Here is a 16716-nt window from a genome sequence, read left to right on the forward strand (position 1 = left end):
CCCAAGCCTCCCGCGGCGACAAGCCTGGGTGCTCCGCCACGGAGGACACCTGGAATGCGCACGCTCGAAGACGCGATTGCCCTCGCGGTGGAGGCGCACCGCGGGCAGCGGGACAAGGCCGGACAGCCCTACATCCTGCACCCGCTGCGGTTGATGCTGAAGCTGGAGACGGACGAGGAGCGCACCGTCGCCATCCTCCACGACGTGGTGGAGGACACGCCCTGGACGATTGAGCGCCTGCGCGAGCAGGGCTACGCGGAGCCCATCCTGCGCGCGCTGGACGGCCTCACCCGTCGCCAGGAGGAGTCCTACGAGGCCTTCATCGAGCGGCTGCGTCCGGACCCGCTGGCGCGCCGGGTGAAGCTGGCGGACCTGGAGGACAACATGGACGTGCGCCGGCTCACCCAGGTGACGGCGAAGGACATGGACCGGCTGGCGCGCTACCGCGCCGCCTGGGCCCGCCTGAAGTAGCGCTGAAGACACCACGGCCCGGAGCGCCGCGTGGGCACTCCGGGCCGTCGCATGAGCCGGGACCCCGCCGAGGAAAGCGGGGCCCGTCTCGTCTCTCGTCTTCCCGGGCGCTACGCCTTCGCCAGCTGGCGCAGCACGTACTGCAGGATGCCGCCGTGGCGGTAGTAGTCGAGCTCGTTGGGGGTGTCGATGCGGCACACCACCGTGAAGCTCTTCTCGCCACCCTCGCCCGTGGCCTTCACGGTGAGCTTCTTCTGCGGCGCCAGGTCCTGCGCGATGCCGGTGATTTCGAACGTCTCGTGGCCGGTGAGGCCGAGCGACTGCGCGTCCTGGCCCGCCTCGAACTGCAGGGGCAGCACGCCCATGCCGACGAGGTTGGAGCGGTGGATGCGCTCGAAGCTCTTGGAGATGACGGCCTTCACGCCCAAGAGCTGCGTGCCCTTGGCGGCCCAGTCACGGCTGGAGCCCGTGCCGTACTCGGCGCCGGCGAGCACCACGAGGGGGATGCCGTCCGCCTGGTACTTCATGGACGCGTCGTAGATGCTCATCCGCTCGCGGGTGGGGATGTGCACGGTGACGCCACCCTCCACGCCGGGCACCAGCAGGTTCTTCAGGCGGATGTTGGCGAAGGTGCCGCGCACCATCACCTCGTGGTTGCCGCGGCGCGCGCCGTAGGAGTTGAAGTCCTTGGGCTCCACGCCCTCGGCCATGAGGTACTTGGCCGCCGGGCTCGTCTTGGCGATGTTGCCCGCGGGCGAGATGTGGTCCGTCGTCACGGAGTCACCCAGGAGCGCCAGCACGCGCGCGCCCTTGATGTCCTGCGTGGCCTTGGGCTCCTTCGGCAGGTTCTCGAAGAAGGGCGGCTTGCGCACGTAGGTGGACTTCTCATCCCACTGGAACGTGGAGCCCTTGCCCACGGGCAGCTGCTGCCAGAGCGCGTCGCCCTCCATGGCGTTGGCGTACTGGCTGCGGAACTGCTCGGGCTTCACCGACGCGCGGATGACCGCCTTGATTTCGTCGTTGGTGGGCCAGATGTCCTTGAGGAACACCTCGCGGCCGTTCGGGTCCACGCCGAGCGGCTGCGTGTCCAGGTCCAACCCCACCTCGCCCGCCAGCGCGTACGCCACCACGAGCGGGGGGCTCGCCAGGTAGTTCATGCGCACGTGCGGGTTGATGCGGCCCTCGAAGTTGCGGTTGCCGGAGAGCACCGCGGCCACCACGAGGTCACCCTCGACGACGGCGTTGGCGACGGGCTCCGTCAGCGGCCCCGAGTTGCCGATGCAGGTGGTGCAGCCGTAGCCCACCACGTGGAAGCCCACGGCCTCCAGGTACGGCAGCAGGCCCGAGTCACGCAGGTACTCGGTGACGACGCGGCTGCCCGGCGCCAGGCTCGTCTTCACCCAGGGCTTGGGGTTGAGGCCCTTCTCCACGGCCTTCTTGGCCAGGATGCCCGCGCCCACCAGCACCGCCGGGTTGGACGTGTTGGTGCAGGACGTAATCGACGCAATCACCACCGCGCCGTGGCCCAGCTGGTAGCTCTGACGGCCCTGCTTCACCGTGACTGTCTGCGCCAGCCGCTCGGCGGGGACCTCGGCCGCGGGGGCCGCCTTGGCCTTGCCGCCGCCCTCGTCATCCTCGCCCTTGCTCTTGCCGGCGGAGAGCATCTCCACGAGCGACTTCTCGTAGCCGGACTTCATGTCCTTGAGGGGCACGCGGTCCTGCGGGCGCTTGGGGCCGGCGAGGCTGGGCACCACGGTGGACAGGTCCAGCTCCAGCGTGTCGCTGAAGACGGGGTCCTGCGCGTCGGCCTTGAGCCACAGGCCCTGCTCCTTCGCGTACGCCTCCGTGAGGGCCACGACGGCCTCGGGGCGGCCGGTGAAGCGCAGGTAGTTGAGGCTCTCCTCGTCCACCGGGAAGAAGCCGATGGTGGCGCCGTACTCGGGCGCCATGTTGGCGATGGTCGCGCGGTCCGGCAGGGACAGGCCCTTGAGGCCCGGGCCGTAGAACTCCACGAACTTGCCGACCACGCCCTTCTTGCGGAGCATCTGCGTGACGGTGAGGACCAGGTCCGTGGCCGTGGCGCCCGCGGGCAGCTGGCCGAAGAGCTTGAAGCCCACCACCTGGGGGATGAGCATGGTAATCGGCTGGCCGAGCAGCGCGGCCTCCGCCTCGATGCCGCCCACGCCCCAGCCCACCACGCCCAGGCCGTTGATCATCGTGGTGTGGCTGTCGGTGCCCACCAGCGTGTCCGGGTACACGGTGCTGCCCTGGCGGAACGTCACCTGCGCCAGGAACTCGAGGTTGACCTGGTGGCAGATGCCGATGTCCGGCGGGACGACGCCAAAGCCCTTGAACGCGCTCTGGCCCCAGCGCAGGAACGCGTAGCGCTCCCGGTTGCGCTCGAACTCCAGCTCCGCGTTCTCCTTGAAGGCCGCCGTGGTGGCGAAGGAGTCGATCTGCACCGAGTGGTCGATGACCAGGTCGGCGGGGTTGCGCGGGTTGATTTTGGCGGGGTCGCCGCCCATGGAGGCGAGCGCCTCACGCATGGCGGCCAGGTCCACGACGGCGGGCACGCCGGTGAAGTCCTGGAGCAGCACGCGCGCGGGGTGGAACGAGATTTCGACGTCCGGGGTGGCCTTGGGGTCCCACGCGAGCATCTTCTCGACGTGCTCGCGCTTGACGACGCGGCCGTCCTCGTTGCGCAGCAGGTTCTCCAGCAGCACCTTCAGCGAGAAGGGCAGGCGATCCACCGACGGGTGGGCCTTGGCCAGCTTGCTCAGGCTGAAGTAGTCATAGGTGGCCGAGCCCACCTGGAGCTTGGACTTCGTGCCGAAACTGTCGGTCATGTGCGGTGCCCTTCCGTGCGCAGGATGTGGGGACTTCTAGGCTCGCCTTTGACGCGTTGCAAAGGGTTCCTGCACACGCATCCGGCGATGGACGGTTGACCCAGCAAGGGTCCAGCCCCGCTCATCGGAACCATGCGTCCCGCTGGGGGAATGTCGTCCGCGACACCTCTCGCGTCACGGCGGGGTGTCCCCCGGACGACCCCGGGGACGGCCCTCAGAGCACCTTGCGCAGGGCGTACAGGGCACGCTCCAGGAGCTTTCGCCACAGGGGCCGGCGGCGGAACTCCGCCAGCGTCACCTCGCGGCAGTCGCCGCAGTCCGTCCGGAAGGACTCCTCGAGTTGCCGGCCCAGGCGCGGGTCGGCGAAGACGGCGTTGACCTCGTGGTTGAAGGCCAGGCTCAGCCGCTCCAGGTTGAACGAGCCCAGGGTGCCCCAGGCCCCGTCCACGACGGCCGTCTTCGCGTGGAGCACGCCGCGCTGCCACTCGAAGATGCGGACCCCCGCGCCCAGCAGCTTCTCGTAGAAGGCGCGGGTGACGAACTCCAGAATCGGGTGGTCCGAGCGGGCGTTGAGCAGCAGGCTCACCTCCACGCCCCGCCGGGCCGCGTCGCGCAGCGCCGTGACGAGCCGCCGGTCCGGCACGAAGTAGGCCGCGGCGATGAGCACGCTCTTTCGCGAGCGCTGGATGGCATGCAGGTACGCCCGGTGGATGCTGCGGCGGCTGGACAGCACCGCCAGCCCCACCTGCCCCCGAGCACCCCCGCCCCGCCTGCGCCGCAGCCGCCCCAGGCCCGTGGCCCAGCGGTGGAAGCGGTCCTGGAACATCATCCGCCACGTGGCGAGGAAGCGGCGCTCCAGCGCGTGCACCGCGGGCCCCTCGATTCGCAGCACGTCATCGCGCCAGCCGCCGCCCTCCCCCGCCGGCGCCCAGTGCGCGGAGATGTTGACGCCCCCGGTGAAGGCCACCTCCCCGTCGACGATGAGAATCTTCCGGTGGTCCCGGCGCAGCAGGTGCCGCCAGCCGCGCGACAGGTTGAAGGGCTTGAAGGGGCGGATGTCCACGCCACGCTGGCGCAGGGAGTCGAAGTACGACTTGCGGCTGGTCCACGAGCCCACCGCGTCGTAGAGCACCTTCACGTGCACGCCCCGCTCGGCGGCCTCCGCGAGCGCCTGGCCGAACAGCTCACCGACGGCGTCGGTGATGAACATGTACGTCTCCAGGCGGATGTAGCGTCGGGCCCGGCGGATGGCGTCCAGCATCGCCGGATAGGCCTCCACGCCGTCGCGAAGCAGCTCGCACGCATTGCCCCGGACCACCGAGTGGCCGCGCGGCAGGTAGTAGCGCGCCAGCAGCAGGCTGGAGACACCAGGGCTCCAGACAGGCGCATGCTCCGGCAGGGGGCCCTGCGAACAACCGGCCTCGGGCGGCTCCTCGCCCGAGACACCCGTCCTCTCGCTCAAGACCTCCAGGTCGCGCATGGCGACCTTACGGTGAGGACGGCCCCTCGCGCCGGCAACCCGAAGGGGCGCGCGGACGGCCCCTCGGGGTGATGCACCGTCCGACAGAGGACGGTGCATCCCGGCGGAAACCCGCGCCGACTACAGCCCGTACTCGCCGCGCTTGTTCTCGGCGCGGGTGGCACACGGCTGGTCGTACTCGGGGAAGTACTGCTTCACGTGGTCCAGGGTGGCGGAGGCCGCCTTGTAGTTGCCCTGGTTGTAGTACTTCTCCACCTCCAGCAGGAGCTTGGCGCAGGTGCGGTCCAGCTCCTGCTGCGCGGTCTGCATGCGCTCGCGGGCCTCGTAGTAGAGGTCCGGCTTGGGCTCCGGGTGGGCCTCCAGCATCAGCCACGCCTCGCGGAAGCCCTTCCAGGCCTCGTAGCGGTTGCGGGCGCCGATGTCCGGCGTGTCGCTGTTCTTGCGGCCGCGCTTGTAGGACTCGCTGGCCTGACGCACCAGCTCCTCGGGGAGCAGGTCCGGCAGGAGCGCGCGCTCCACCCACACGTTCCAGATGCGCCAGGGGTCCTCGCCCGGCGGGTTCTTCGTGTTGTCGAAGACGATGCGGTTGGGCTCGCCCTTCTTCAGGTGCTGGGCGGGAATCATCAGCTCCAGGGAGCGGTCCTGGCTGGCGAGCGTGTCTGGGGGCACCTTGCCCACGTCCACGCCGTTGACGCTCACCATCACCTCGTCCTTGGAGATGCCCTGCGCCTGGTAGTGGAGGATGACCACCGCGCGGGTGGCGGCGGTGTACTCCCACTCGAAGATCTTCATGTCAGGGCGGCTCCACGTCACGTCCGGCCCCAGGCCGAACGAGTCGCGGATGGGCTGCCCGGTGAGCATGGCGGGCTCCTCGCCCACCGGCCCCGTGTCCACGCCGCTGAGCACCAGCCAGTACAGGAGGCCGAAGATGCCCAGCACCAGCGCCACGGCGCCGCCGATGATGCCGCCGCGCACCATGTTGGTGGCGTCCGCCCAGAACAGCTTCGCGCTGGCGACCAGGCCCGGCGACTCGCGGCGGATGCGGGCGCGCTCGGCGGCGGACAGGCCGCTGCCGGCCCCCGCGTTGGAGGTCGGCCTCGAGCGCACGGGCGCGGAACCCCCCGTGCCGGGACGGGCGCGCGCGGGGGCGGAGGACGCGGCGCGCTCGATGGCCGCGGGGGCCTCCGCCGCCGCGGACGCCGACGCGGGCAGCGCGGCGCGCGCGCCACTCTGGCCGGCCGGACGCAGCGCCCGGAGGTTGTTGCGCGTGGCGCCCTGGCGCATCTCCGCGAGGGAGTGCTCGTCGGCGCCCTCGGGGGCCAGGGCCACGCCCTTGTTGCGCTGACGCTTGAGCGCGTCCACGGACACGATGCGCGTGCTGTTCGCGCCCTCCTCGGCGCCGGCGGGTATCTCCTCCTCGCCGGTGGCGGCGTCGGCCGTCATCAGCGTGAAGACGAACGTCACCGGCCCCAGGGTCAGCTTGTCGCCGTCCTCCAGGGCCTGCGTCTGAACGGAGGTGCCATTGAGCAGGGTGCCATTGGCGCTGCCCTGGTCCTCGACGCTGTAGGCGTCACCATCGAGGAACAGGCGGCAGTGGCGGCGGGAGACACCTGGGTCGTACAGCACGACGTCGCATTCGGACGTACGACCGATGAGCACGGAGTCCTGGTCGAAGACGAACTCCTTGCCGGCGTCTTTTCCCTCGGAGATCGTCAGCTGGAAAGGCATGGGGCTCTACAATCCTATCGAGGCTCGCGCCGCTCGGGCAACGGCGGCTCGCGCGGAGACGGGTTCCATCACCTCCGCCTCGCCCCCGAAGGACAGCACCCACTGCGTGAGCCAGCGCTCGCTGTCGCCGGCCACCAGGACCTCCACGCCCCCGTCTGAGAGCGGGCGGGCGTCCTGTCCGAAGCGCTCCTTCACGTAGGGCGCCGCCACGGGCGAGAACCGCACGCGGACGGACGCCTCGGAGCGGCTCCGGGCGGGATTGGGGACATCCGCCCGGGCATCGGGCGGGGGGAGGAAGGGGGTGTCGGTGACGGCCAGGTCCTCCATCCGGTCCAGCCGGAACAGTCGGGCGTCCTGCCGGGTGTGGCAGAAGCCCTGCAGATACCACTGCCCCCGGTGGCTGAGCAGCTCATACGGGCGCACCCTGCGGGGCTCGGCGGGGCGTCCGGGGCTGGCATACCCGAAGGTGACTTCTCGCCGCTCGAGAATCGCACGGGTGAGCGGGCCCAGGGCCTGGGGCGCCTCGGTGGAGGCGTCAATCTTCCGGTACATCTCGCGGTAGCGCTCGCGCACCTGGGGCGGCAGCACGCGCTCCAGCTTCTGGAGGGCGCTCTGCAGCGCGTCCCCGGAGGCCGGCCGGAGCAGCTCCGCCGCGGCGGCCAGGGCCGCGGCCTCCCCCGCCGTCAGCCGGGGCGGGGCGAACAGGCGCTGGTCCAGGTCCACATAGACGCGGTCGTTGTCCACGTAGATGTCGATGTAGTCGTCCGGGTTGAAGGGCGGCCGGCCCACGCACGTGAGCAGGTCCAGCTCCTCCAGCAGGTCCTCCCGGCTGATGTTGAGGGCGCGCGCCAGCGCCTCCACCGTGACGCCGGGGTTCTTGGAGACGTAGGGGACCAGGAACAGCAGGCGGCGGAGCCGCTCGTGGACGTTGCTCATGCGCTCACCTTGTCTTCCTGCGCGTCCGCGTGGCGGTTGGCCACGCGCGCGGCCATCTCCCGCAGGCGGCCACAGGCGCTCTCCGGTCCCTCCACTACGCAGTCCGCTCCCAGCGACAGGCAGAAGCGCACCAGTCCATCCAGGAAGCTCACCTTGAGGCGGGCCCGGGTGATGCCCCCCTCGGCCACCTGCTCCAGCACGGCGCCGGGGAACAGGGCCGAGGCGCGCGAGGCCAGCGCGCCCGACAGCCGCAGCACCACCTCCAGCGGCTCGTGGAAGCGGTGCTGCCACGGGAAGTACGCCACGTGGTTGTCGAGCGAGAAGTCCTCCGGCACCTGGAAGTCCGGGGTGCGCGGGCGCGCGGTGTTCACCTTCAGCTCGCGCACGCGGTGGACGTGGAAGGTGCGCAGGCCGCCTCTCAGCTGGCAGTGGCCCACCAGCGTCCACACACCGCGGCGGAGCGCGAGCCCATACGGGTCCACGCGGCGCTGGGTGGCGTTGGGGTGCTTGGGGCTGGCGTAGGAAATCTCCACCCACTTGCGCGCGGCGCACGCGTCCCAGAGCTGCTCCAGGCGGGCGGAGATCTCCTTCTCCTGGCCCTCCTGGACAGCGCCCAGCTCCATGCGGACCCGGGGGGTGGGCAGCGACTGGCCGGCGAAGAAGCCAATCTTGCGCAAGGCGTGCGCCAGGTCATCGCGGCCGGGGAAGGCGCCGGACGTGAGCGCGGCGGAGCCGGCGGCGTAGAGCACGGCCAACTCCTCCTTGGTGAGGTCCGCCTCCGGCAGATAGTAGGCGTCGCGGTCGACGATGTAGCCGTCGCGGCGCTCGTCATCTCCCTGGACGTAGGTGAGCGGGAAGCCCAGCTCCACCAGCTCCGCCTTGTCGCGCTCGAACTTGCGCTCGGCGGCGTCGTCCGAGCCTCCGTAATCAGCGGGGAAGTGCTCGCGCAGCTCGGCCCAGGAGATGGGCTCGCGCGCGTCGAGCAAGAGGGCCACGAGGTCGAGGATGCGTTCGGTGCGGTCCATTCGGGAAGGTCGGCGACGATGCCGGGCGGACCCCAGGGGGTCAAGGAAGGGGCACGTGACAGGAGGAAAACAACGGCCCGGCCCGCACGCGTCCAGGCAGATAGCCAGCCCGGACTGAACAGGCAAGCAGGTAATTAATTGTGTGATAGTTGCAACACAGGTGGGAAGGTTGAACCCGCCAAGGAGGGCTCGCACTATGGGCGCGACTTGGGATATTCCTGCGCCAGCTTCAGAAGGGACCTCTCCATGAACCGCACCTTCCGTAACATGGTCGCCGGGCTGGCACTGCTGGTGGGGATGTTGTGCGGGATGATGCCTGCGTCCGCTGAAGCCGAGCCCCTCTATTTCGCCGTCGAGGTCTGGCGCGACGGGCGACTGGTGGCCCAGCCCAAGCTGCTCGGAGAGACGGGCCGCACGCTGCGCGCCGAGCGCCGCCGCCCGGGTGCGCCCACGGCGGACTACCGGCTGGTGCTGATGCCGCGCGCCGAGGGCGAGTCCTTCCTCCTCCAGCTGGACCTGCTCCTGCCGGAGGCCAAGGGCCACTCGGAGCTGGCGCTGCTCCACGGTCAGCAGCGCAAGCTGCAGCTCGGCCGCGTGCCGGGCGAGCTGGAAGTGTCGCTGCTCCTGATGAAGGTGGACTCGCCCGAGTTCCGAGCCCTCATGCAGCTGGGCACCGACGGCGGCAAGAGCGGCACCGCCTGCTCCATCTGATCCACGCCGGCTACAGCACCGCCAGGTCGTCGCGGTGCACGGCCTCATCCAGGTAGCGGTAGCCCAACACGGACTCGATGTCCGACGTGCGCCTTCCAGCGATGCGTCGCAGCTCGTCCGCGCCGTAGGACGCGAGCCCGCGCGCGAACACCTCGCCGGACGCGTCCGCCAGGTCCACCGGGTCTCCCCGGTCGAAGTCGCCCGTCACCAGCTTCACGCCGCTGGGCAAGAGGCTGCGCTTGCCGTTCACGATGGCCTCGCGCGCGCCGGCGTCCACGGTGAGTGTGCCCAGGGGCCGCAGCGCATGGGCAATCCACGCGGCGCGTGAGCCCCGGCGCGCGCCGGTGGGCTCGAAGAGGGTGCCCACGGGCTCGCCCTCCAGCACGGCGCGCAGGCGGCCGGGCAAGGCGCCCGAGGTGATGACGCCGCGGATGCCCTGCTCGGCGGCGCTCGCGGCGGCACGGACCTTGGTCGCCATGCCGCCGGTGCCCACCCCGCTGGAGGTGCCCCCCGCGAGCGCGAGGACGTCCGGGGTGACCTCCTCCACGGTGTCCAACAAGCGCGCGCCCGCGTCGCGGCGGGGGTCCGCGGTGAACAGGCCCTCCACGTCGGAGAGCAGCACCAGCGCGTCGGCCTCCACCACGCCGGCCACCAGGCCCGCGAGCGTGTCGTTGTCGCCGAACTTCAGCTCGTCCACGGAGACGGTGTCGTTCTCGTTGATGACGGGCACCACGGACGCGGCCAACAGGCGCTCCAGGGTGTGCTTCACGTTGAGGTAGCGCCGCCTGTCGCGCATGTCCTCGTGGGTGAGCAGCACCTGCGCCACCGCCTGCCTCTGGCTTCCGAAGACGTCCTCGTAGGCCTGCATGAGGCGGCTCTGTCCCACCGCGGCGCACGCCTGCTTGCCCGGGATGTCGCGAGGGCGCGAGCCCAGGCCCAGCCGCTCCATGCCCAGGGCGATGGCGCCGCTGGACACCACCACCAGCTCGCGGCCCTGGGCCGCCCACAACAGGTCCTCCCCCAGCGCCACGAAGTGCTCGCGGTTGAAGCGGCCGGTGGCGTGCGTGAGGGCGTTGGTGCCGATCTTCACCACCACGCGCTTCGCGGCGCGCAGGGCGTTACGTCCCGAGTGATTCACGTGCACGAGCGTAGGACGGAAAAGGAAACAGGGCGCAAGGGCCGTGTGTTCACTACGGTTCCGGCAACCCGGGCCGGAGGGGCGTGTCAGCCACATCGTTGGGGCGCCGTATAAAGTGCCGGGAAGGACGGGGGCAGCCGGCTTCCGTCAGGAGAGCAAGCGTTTGAAGGAAATCTTCGGCAACACCCTGGGCCTCAAGGCGAACGAGCAACACCGGCTGCGGAACACCTTCCGCCGGCGCGTGTCTCCGCACGAAATCGTGTCGCCGGAGCTCGCCCGCCACCTCACCGAGCTGTCCCACGAGACGAATCGACAGGTGGGCGTGCTCATCAACCGCAAGGGGGAAATCGAGCACGTGGTGGTGGGCAATGCCCACAAGCTGGAGCTGCCGGACATCGGCCGCGCGCGTGCGGGCCAGGTGCGTCTGCGTGGCCTGCGGCTGGTGCACACGCACCTCAAGAGCGAGCCGCTCACCAAGGACGACCTGACGGACCTCGCGCTGCTGCGCCTGGACTGCGTGGCCGCGGTGGGCGTGGGACAGGAGGGTCTGCCGGGCGTGCTGCACTACGCCCACCTGGTGCCGGAGAACGGCACGGGTGAGTTCTGGCAGGTCACCACCCTGCCCTCCGTGCACCTGGAGCAGCCGGACCTCACGGACACGCTGAGCGCGCTGGAGGAGGAGTTCAGCCGCAAGGCCGCGGCGCGCGCGGTGGGTGGGCGGGAGAAGGCCATCCTCGTCGCGGTGTGTCTGGACGGCAACCGGGCGCAGGCGGAGGCGAGCCTCGCGGAGCTCCGGGAGCTGGCGCGCACCGCGGGCGTGGAGGTGGTGGACAGCGTGCTCCAGGTGAAGCGCGAGGCGGACCCTCGCTACCTCATCGGGCGGGGCAAGCTGGAGGACCTGAACCTGCGCTCGATGCAGTCCATGGTGGACCTGCTCATCTTCGACAAGGACCTCACCCCCTCGCAGGGGCGCCACATCGGCGAGGCCACCAGCCTGAAGGTCCTGGACCGCACCCAGCTCATCCTCGACATCTTCGCGCAGCGCGCGCAGAGCGCCGAGGGCAAGCTCCAGGTGGAGCTGGCGCAGCTGAAGTACCGGCTGCCGCGGCTGGTGCAGAGCGATGACTCGCTCAGCCGGCTCGCGGGTGGCATCGGCGGACGCGGCCCGGGTGAGACGAAGCTGGAAATCGACCGACGCCGGGTGCGCGAGCGAATCACGCATCTGGAGAAGCGCATCGACACGATTGGCCGGGAGCGCAGCGTGCGGCGGGCGCAGCGAAACCGCCGCGAGCTGCCGGTCATCTCCATCGTCGGCTACACCAACGCGGGCAAGTCCACGCTGCTCAACGCGATTACCAACGCGCAGGTGCTGGCGGAGAACAAGCTGTTCGCCACGTTGGACCCGACGAGCCGCAGGCTGCGCTTCCCGCAGGAGCGCGAGGTCATCATCACCGACACGGTGGGGTTCATCCGGGACCTGCCCAAGGACCTGGTGGCGGCCTTCCGCGCGACGCTGGAGGAGCTGTACGACGCGAGCCTCCTGTTGCACGTGGTGGACGCGGGCGACCCTGCTCGCGACGACCAGGTGGAGGCGGTGGAGAAAATCCTGTCGTCGCTGGGGTTGATGGAGAAGCCCCGGTTGATGGTGTGGAACAAGGCGGACCTGCTCTCCGAGGAGGAAGTGGAGTCGCTGCTCCGCTCGCGGGGCGGGGTGGCCATCAGCGCCCAGACGCGCGACGGGCTGCAGACGCTCCTGGCGAAGGCGGACACCACGCTGTTCGCCGAAGGGGCGTCCGAGTCGATGGGCATCGTCTGACGCGGCGTGCGGGTTGCGAGGTGGGCATGGCTCCCCCTAGAGTCGGGGGGCCGTGTCCATCTCACTCGCGTCCACTTTGTCGTCGGTCCTGCTCGCCCAGGCGGTGCCGGACTACACCCGTCCTGTCTCCTCCATGTCTCCGAAGTACTTCGAGATTTTGGAGCAGAACAGCCACATCATCTACCCGCTGGTGGCGGTGCTGACGCTGGTGCTCATCGCCGCGGGCATCCTCCAGGCGTGGAGGACGCAGGACCTGGACGGCCTGCAGAAGAGCGAGTTCAAGAAGGCCATCGTCAACGAGCTGCGCAGCAACATCACGGGCCTGCCCGGTGACGTGCTGGCGAAGGCCGTGGGGCTGGACCGACTGAAGACGCACCGCCTGCTCGAGCAGATGCAGCAGGACGGCATGGTGGTGAGCCACACCAACTCGCAGCGCCTCACCGTCTGGCGCATCCGCGGCGCCGCCCCCGAGGCGAGCGCCCGGCGGTACTGAGGTCCCCTACTCCGCGTCCTCGACCTCCGGCAGGTACCGCCGGAGGAGCGACGCGAGGTGTCCGACTTCGGGAGCGCGCAGGATGGAGTAGTGGTCTCCTGCAATCGCGTGCACGGTGAGCGCGCCCGTCGCCACCTGCTCCCAGCCGTGGATGCGGCGAGTGCCCGTGGCCTCGATGGAGACGACGGGCCCTGAGTAGGGCTGGGGCACGTAGCGCCACGCGGCCAGCAGGTTCACCTCGAAGACGCGGCGCAGGGCACCGAGTGACGGCGTGATGCCACTCCCCTGTTCTCGCGAGTGCGTCTCCAGGATGCGCAACAGCGCCTCGGGTGTCTCGCCGCGCTGCGCCGCTTCGCCGTGTCCCATCGCGCGCAGCAGGTCCAGGTGGAACAGCTCACCGAAGCGCTGTGCCTCGTCCTGCCCTGGCGCGGCACCCTCTGCGTCGTACGGGCGCACGAAGCCATCGATGAGCGCGAGCAACTCCACCCGCTCTCCTCGCTGCTCGAGCTGGTGCGCCATCTCCCACGCGATGCTGGCGCCCATCGACCAGCCTCCGAGCAGATAGGGCCCACGCGGCTGCACCTCCCGCATCGCCGCGAGGTAGAGGCTCGCCATCTCGGGGATGCTCTCGCAGGGCTGCGCTTCACCATCGAGCCCACGTGATTCGAGCCCGTGGAACGGCTGCTCCGGCCCCAGGTGCTTCGCGAGCTCCGCGTAGCTCAGCACCGTGCCGCCCACGGGATGCACGCAGAAGAAGGGACGACGCCCACGTCCCTCGGTCAGTCGCACCAGCGGCGTCCAGGACGACGACTCACGTCGCAGCACCGAGGCCACGTGCTCCACCGTCGCGCGCTGGAAGAGCGCGGCCACCGGAAGGCTCCTGCCCACCGCGCCACGGATGCGCGCGAGCAGCCGGATGGCCATCAGTGAGTGTCCCCCCAGCGCGAAGAAGTCCTCCGTCACACCGACGGGGCGGACACCCAGCACCTCTTCCCACACGCCCACCAGCGTGCGCTCCAAGGCGTCACGAGGCTCCTGGTGCCCTTCGCGCGACACGCGCTGGAACGAGCCCGGAGCGGGCAGCGCCTTGCGGTCCACCTTGCCCGTGGGCGCCAGGGGAAGGGTGTCCAGGCGCACCAGCACGCTCGGCACCAGGTACTCCGGCAACCGAGCTTCGAGGCGCTCGCGCAGCACGTCCACGTCGCACGGCGCATCGTGCACCACATAGCCCACCAGTCGCTTCTCGCCGCCCTCCTCCTGCCTCGCCACCACCACCGCGTCTCTCACGCCCGGCAGCGCCTTCAGCGCCACCTCCACCTCGCCCAGCTCCACACGGAAGCCACGGACCTTCACCTGTCCGTCCACTCGCCCCAGGAACTCCAGGTTCCCGTCTCCGAGCCACCGCGCCTTGTCGCCCGTGCGATACAGCCGCGCCCCCGGCACTTCGCTCAGTGCATCCGGGATGAAGTGCTCCGCGGTCAGCTCCGCCCTGCCCCAGTACCCGTGCGCGAGGCTCGCGCCGCCGACGTATACCTCTCCCACCACCCCCACGGGGCTCGGAGCGCCCCGCGCGTCCAGCACGTACACCTTCACATTGGAGATGGGTGTGCCCACGGGCGGCAGCGCGGGCCATGTCGACGGCGGTCCTCGCGCCCTCCACGCCGTGACGACGTGCGCTTCGGACGGGCCATACTGGTTCTCCAGCACGCAGCCCGGCAGTCGCTCGAAGAAGGACACCAGCGCGGGCGTCACCTGCAACTGCTCCCCCGCCGTCACCACCTCGCGCAGGGGCGGCAGCTTCGCTTCATGCTGTGCCACCTCGCACAGCGCCTGGAGCGCCACGAAGGGCAGGTACAAGCGCCCCACTTTGTGCGCCCCCATGCGCCCGAGCAGCGCCACCGGGTCCCTTCGCTCCGCCTCGCCCACCAGCAACACCGTGCCGCCCAGACACCACGTGCCGAACAGCTCCTGGAACGACACATCGAAGTTCAGCGACGCGAACTGCAACGTCGTCGCGCTTGGGTCCACGGTGCGCGCGAGCAGCCACCGCAGCATGTTCCCGACCGCGCGATGGGACATGAGGATGCCCTTGGGGCGCCCCGTGCTCCCCGACGTATAGACGAAGTAGCAAGGCGTCTCGGGGGACAGGGACAGCGCCGGAGCCTGCACGGGCCTCGTCCGGATTCGCGCGGCCTCCTCCTCCAGACGCACCCGCCTCGTCCCCGGATGCTCGGGAAGCGCGCGGCCCAGTTCTCCCTGCACCAGCACCACGGGCGCGCCCGTGTCCTCCAGCATCTGCGCCAGGCGCTGGGCCGGATAGCTCGGGTCCAACGGGAGGAAGGCCGCGCCCGCCTTCAGTGTGGCCAGCACCGCCACCGGCATCTCCAAATCGCCCCGCTCCAGGCACAGGCCCACCGTGCTCCCCGGTGTCACCCCCAACGCGAGCAGGTGATGCGCGAGCTGGTTCGCGCGCCGCTCCAGCTCCGCGTACGTCAGCGAGGCCCCACCATCTGTCACCGCCACCGCGTCAGGTGAGCGCGCCACCTGGGCCTCGACCCACGCGTGCATGAGCCCCGCGACAGCGTCCGGTGTCTCACGACCACTCCACTCCCGAAGCAACTCCCGTCGCTCCGAGTCCGTGAGCAAGGGCGCATCACCGACGCGCACGCTCGGGTCTGCCACCAGACCCTCCAGCAACGTCACGTAGTGCCCCGCCATCCTCCGCGCCGTCGCCGCGTCGAACAGCGCGGTGTTGTACTCCCAGAAGCCCACCCAGCCCTCGGGCGTCTCGCGCAGAAAGCAGATGAGGTCGAACTTCGACATGCCGGAGTCGAAGGCCACCTCCTGCTCCACCAGCCCCGGCAGCGACGGCAGCGAGCGCGGCCCCTGGATGACGAACATCACCTGGAACAGCGGCGAGCGACTCAAGTCACGCGGCGGTCGCAGCGCCTCCACCAGCGACTCGAACGGGACGTCCTGGCGCGAATAGGCGCCCAGACACACCTTCCTCACCCGCCCCAACAGCGAGCGGAAGGACTCCTCCGCGTCCACATCGACACGGGGCGCCAGCGTGTTGACGAAGAACCCGATGAGGTTCTCCAGCTCGCGCCGATTGCGTCCCGAGATGGGCGTCCCCACCACTACGTCCCGCTGTCCGCTGTAGCGGGACATCAACACCTGGAAGCACGCGAGAAACAGCATGAACGGTGTCACGCTCTCCGCGCGCCCCAGGGCCTTCACCGCCTGCGAGAGCGACACAGACAGCGGCACCGCCACGGTGGCGCCCCGGAAGGTCTGCACGGCAGGCCGGGGCCGGTCCAGGGGCAGCTCCAGCGCGGGAGAGGCTCCCGTCAGCAACGCCTTCCACCACGCGAGCTGTTCCTCCAGCAACTCCCCCTTCAGCCAGTCGCGCTGCCACACCGCGTGGTCCGCGTACTGGATGGGCAGCGCGGGCAATACAGGCGGGCGTCCTTCGGTGTGGGCCGCATAAAGCTCCCGCAGGTCACGCTCCAACACGCCCAACGACCACCCATCGCAGGAGACGTGGTGCAACATCAGGAGGAACACATGGTCGTCTTCGGCCACGCGCAGCAGCCGAGCGCGAAGCATCGGCCCCGTGCCCAGGTCGAACGGGCGCCGCGCCTCCGCCTCCGCTTCGCGGCGTGCCTCGTCCTCGTCGGCGACCTGCACCACCCGCAGCGTCACCGCGACCTCGTGCAGGATGTGCTGCACCGGCCGCCCCGCCTCCTCGCCAAAGGTGGTGCGCAAGGACTCGTGTCGTCGCACCAGGTCCGACAACGCACGCTCGAGCGCCGAGACATCCAGGCGCCCCTGCAGCCTCGCGAAGAACGGCACGTTGTAGGAGAAGCCTCCCGCATCCACCTGCGAGAGGAACCACAGGCGCTGCTGGGCGAAGGACAGCGGAGGAGCCGTGTCCCTCGACACAGGCACCAGCGGAGGGAGCTGACGCACCTTCCCCACACTTCGCTTCACGTCGGACGCGGCCATGGCTGCACCTCCGTGTCACCCACTTGCTCCAGATTTATCAGGTAACACAGTCATCCGGGCTCAA

The 16716-nt window shown here is 70.1% G+C and carries 11 protein-coding genes; 4 read left to right on the forward strand and 7 right to left on the reverse strand.

Features of this window, described 5'->3' with window-relative positions; genetic code table 11:
* Positions 1 to 54 precede the first annotated feature (54 nt).
* Positions 55 to 471 (forward strand): HD domain-containing protein, encoded by a 417-nt coding sequence (locus LXT21_RS05630; RefSeq protein ID WP_254037058.1) that lies wholly within the window; start codon positions 55 to 57, stop codon positions 469 to 471.
* Between the two features lie 110 nt (positions 472 to 581).
* Here the strand turns inward: LXT21_RS05630 and acnA are convergent, their stop codons facing one another.
* The 5 genes from acnA to LXT21_RS05655 form a co-directional block, all read right to left on the reverse strand.
* Positions 582 to 3317, reverse strand: a complete 2736-nt coding sequence (acnA, locus tag LXT21_RS05635; RefSeq protein WP_254037059.1) for an aconitate hydratase AcnA — start codon at positions 3315 to 3317, stop codon at positions 582 to 584.
* A gap of 214 nt (positions 3318 to 3531) precedes the next feature.
* Entirely contained in the window at positions 3532 to 4797 is a 1266-nt protein-coding gene (locus LXT21_RS05640; RefSeq protein WP_323394129.1) for a phospholipase D-like domain-containing protein, read from the reverse strand.
* A 120-nt stretch (positions 4798 to 4917) separates the two neighbouring features.
* Positions 4918 to 6525 carry an FHA domain-containing protein gene (locus LXT21_RS05645; protein WP_254037061.1) on the reverse strand — a complete coding sequence of 536 codons (1608 nt, stop codon included), beginning with the start codon at positions 6523 to 6525 and terminating at the stop codon, positions 4918 to 4920.
* Between the two features lie 6 nt (positions 6526 to 6531).
* Positions 6532 to 7461, reverse strand: a complete 930-nt coding sequence (locus tag LXT21_RS05650) for a helix-turn-helix transcriptional regulator (RefSeq protein ID WP_254037062.1) — start codon at positions 7459 to 7461, stop codon at positions 6532 to 6534.
* Entirely contained in the window at positions 7458 to 8486 is a 1029-nt protein-coding gene (locus LXT21_RS05655) for a helix-turn-helix transcriptional regulator (protein WP_254037063.1), read from the reverse strand. Before LXT21_RS05655 ends, LXT21_RS05650 begins: the two co-directional genes overlap by 4 nt.
* Positions 8487 to 8732: 246 nt before the next feature.
* Between LXT21_RS05655 and LXT21_RS05660 the strand changes: the two genes are divergently transcribed.
* On the forward strand, positions 8733 to 9197 hold the full coding sequence (locus tag LXT21_RS05660) for a hypothetical protein (protein WP_254037064.1): 465 nt from the start codon (positions 8733 to 8735) through the stop codon (positions 9195 to 9197).
* 10 nt (positions 9198 to 9207) lie between these two features.
* Here the strand turns inward: LXT21_RS05660 and proB are convergent, their stop codons facing one another.
* Entirely contained in the window at positions 9208 to 10335 is a 1128-nt protein-coding gene (proB, locus tag LXT21_RS05665; protein ID WP_254037065.1) for a glutamate 5-kinase, read from the reverse strand.
* Between the two features lie 163 nt (positions 10336 to 10498).
* Between proB and hflX the strand changes: the two genes are divergently transcribed.
* Complete coding sequence (hflX, locus tag LXT21_RS05670; protein WP_254037066.1) at positions 10499 to 12151, forward strand: GTPase HflX; 1653 nt, start codon at positions 10499 to 10501, stop codon at positions 12149 to 12151.
* A gap of 52 nt (positions 12152 to 12203) precedes the next feature.
* Positions 12204 to 12644 carry a hypothetical protein gene (locus LXT21_RS05675; protein WP_046711455.1) on the forward strand — a complete coding sequence of 147 codons (441 nt, stop codon included), beginning with the start codon at positions 12204 to 12206 and terminating at the stop codon, positions 12642 to 12644.
* A gap of 6 nt (positions 12645 to 12650) precedes the next feature.
* On the opposite strand, the gene LXT21_RS05680 is transcribed toward LXT21_RS05675, so the two are convergent.
* Positions 12651 to 16652: a non-ribosomal peptide synthetase gene (locus LXT21_RS05680; protein WP_254037067.1), complete on the reverse strand. Its 4002-nt coding sequence runs from the start codon at positions 16650 to 16652 to the stop codon at positions 12651 to 12653.
* Positions 16653 to 16716 lie beyond the last annotated feature (64 nt).

It is taken from the genome of Myxococcus guangdongensis (assembly GCF_024198255.1).
In the GTDB taxonomy this organism is placed as follows: Bacteria; Myxococcota; Myxococcia; order Myxococcales; family Myxococcaceae; genus Myxococcus; species Myxococcus guangdongensis.

Coding starts and splice junctions, on each gene's coding strand:
- LXT21_RS05680 (WP_254037067.1), bottom strand. CDS start 16,652: ATGGCCGCGTCCGACGTGAAGCGAAGTGTGGGGAAGGTGCGTCAGCTC.
- acnA (WP_254037059.1), bottom strand. CDS start 3,317: ATGACCGACAGTTTCGGCACGAAGTCCAAGCTCCAGGTGGGCTCGGCC.
- LXT21_RS05630 (WP_254037058.1), top strand. CDS start 55: ATGCGCACGCTCGAAGACGCGATTGCCCTCGCGGTGGAGGCGCACCGC.
- LXT21_RS05660 (WP_254037064.1), top strand. CDS start 8,733: ATGAACCGCACCTTCCGTAACATGGTCGCCGGGCTGGCACTGCTGGTG.
- LXT21_RS05645 (WP_254037061.1), bottom strand. CDS start 6,525: ATGCCTTTCCAGCTGACGATCTCCGAGGGAAAAGACGCCGGCAAGGAG.
- LXT21_RS05640 (WP_323394129.1), bottom strand. CDS start 4,797: ATGCGCGACCTGGAGGTCTTGAGCGAGAGGACGGGTGTCTCGGGCGAG.
- LXT21_RS05650 (WP_254037062.1), bottom strand. CDS start 7,461: ATGAGCAACGTCCACGAGCGGCTCCGCCGCCTGCTGTTCCTGGTCCCC.
- LXT21_RS05655 (WP_254037063.1), bottom strand. CDS start 8,486: ATGGACCGCACCGAACGCATCCTCGACCTCGTGGCCCTCTTGCTCGAC.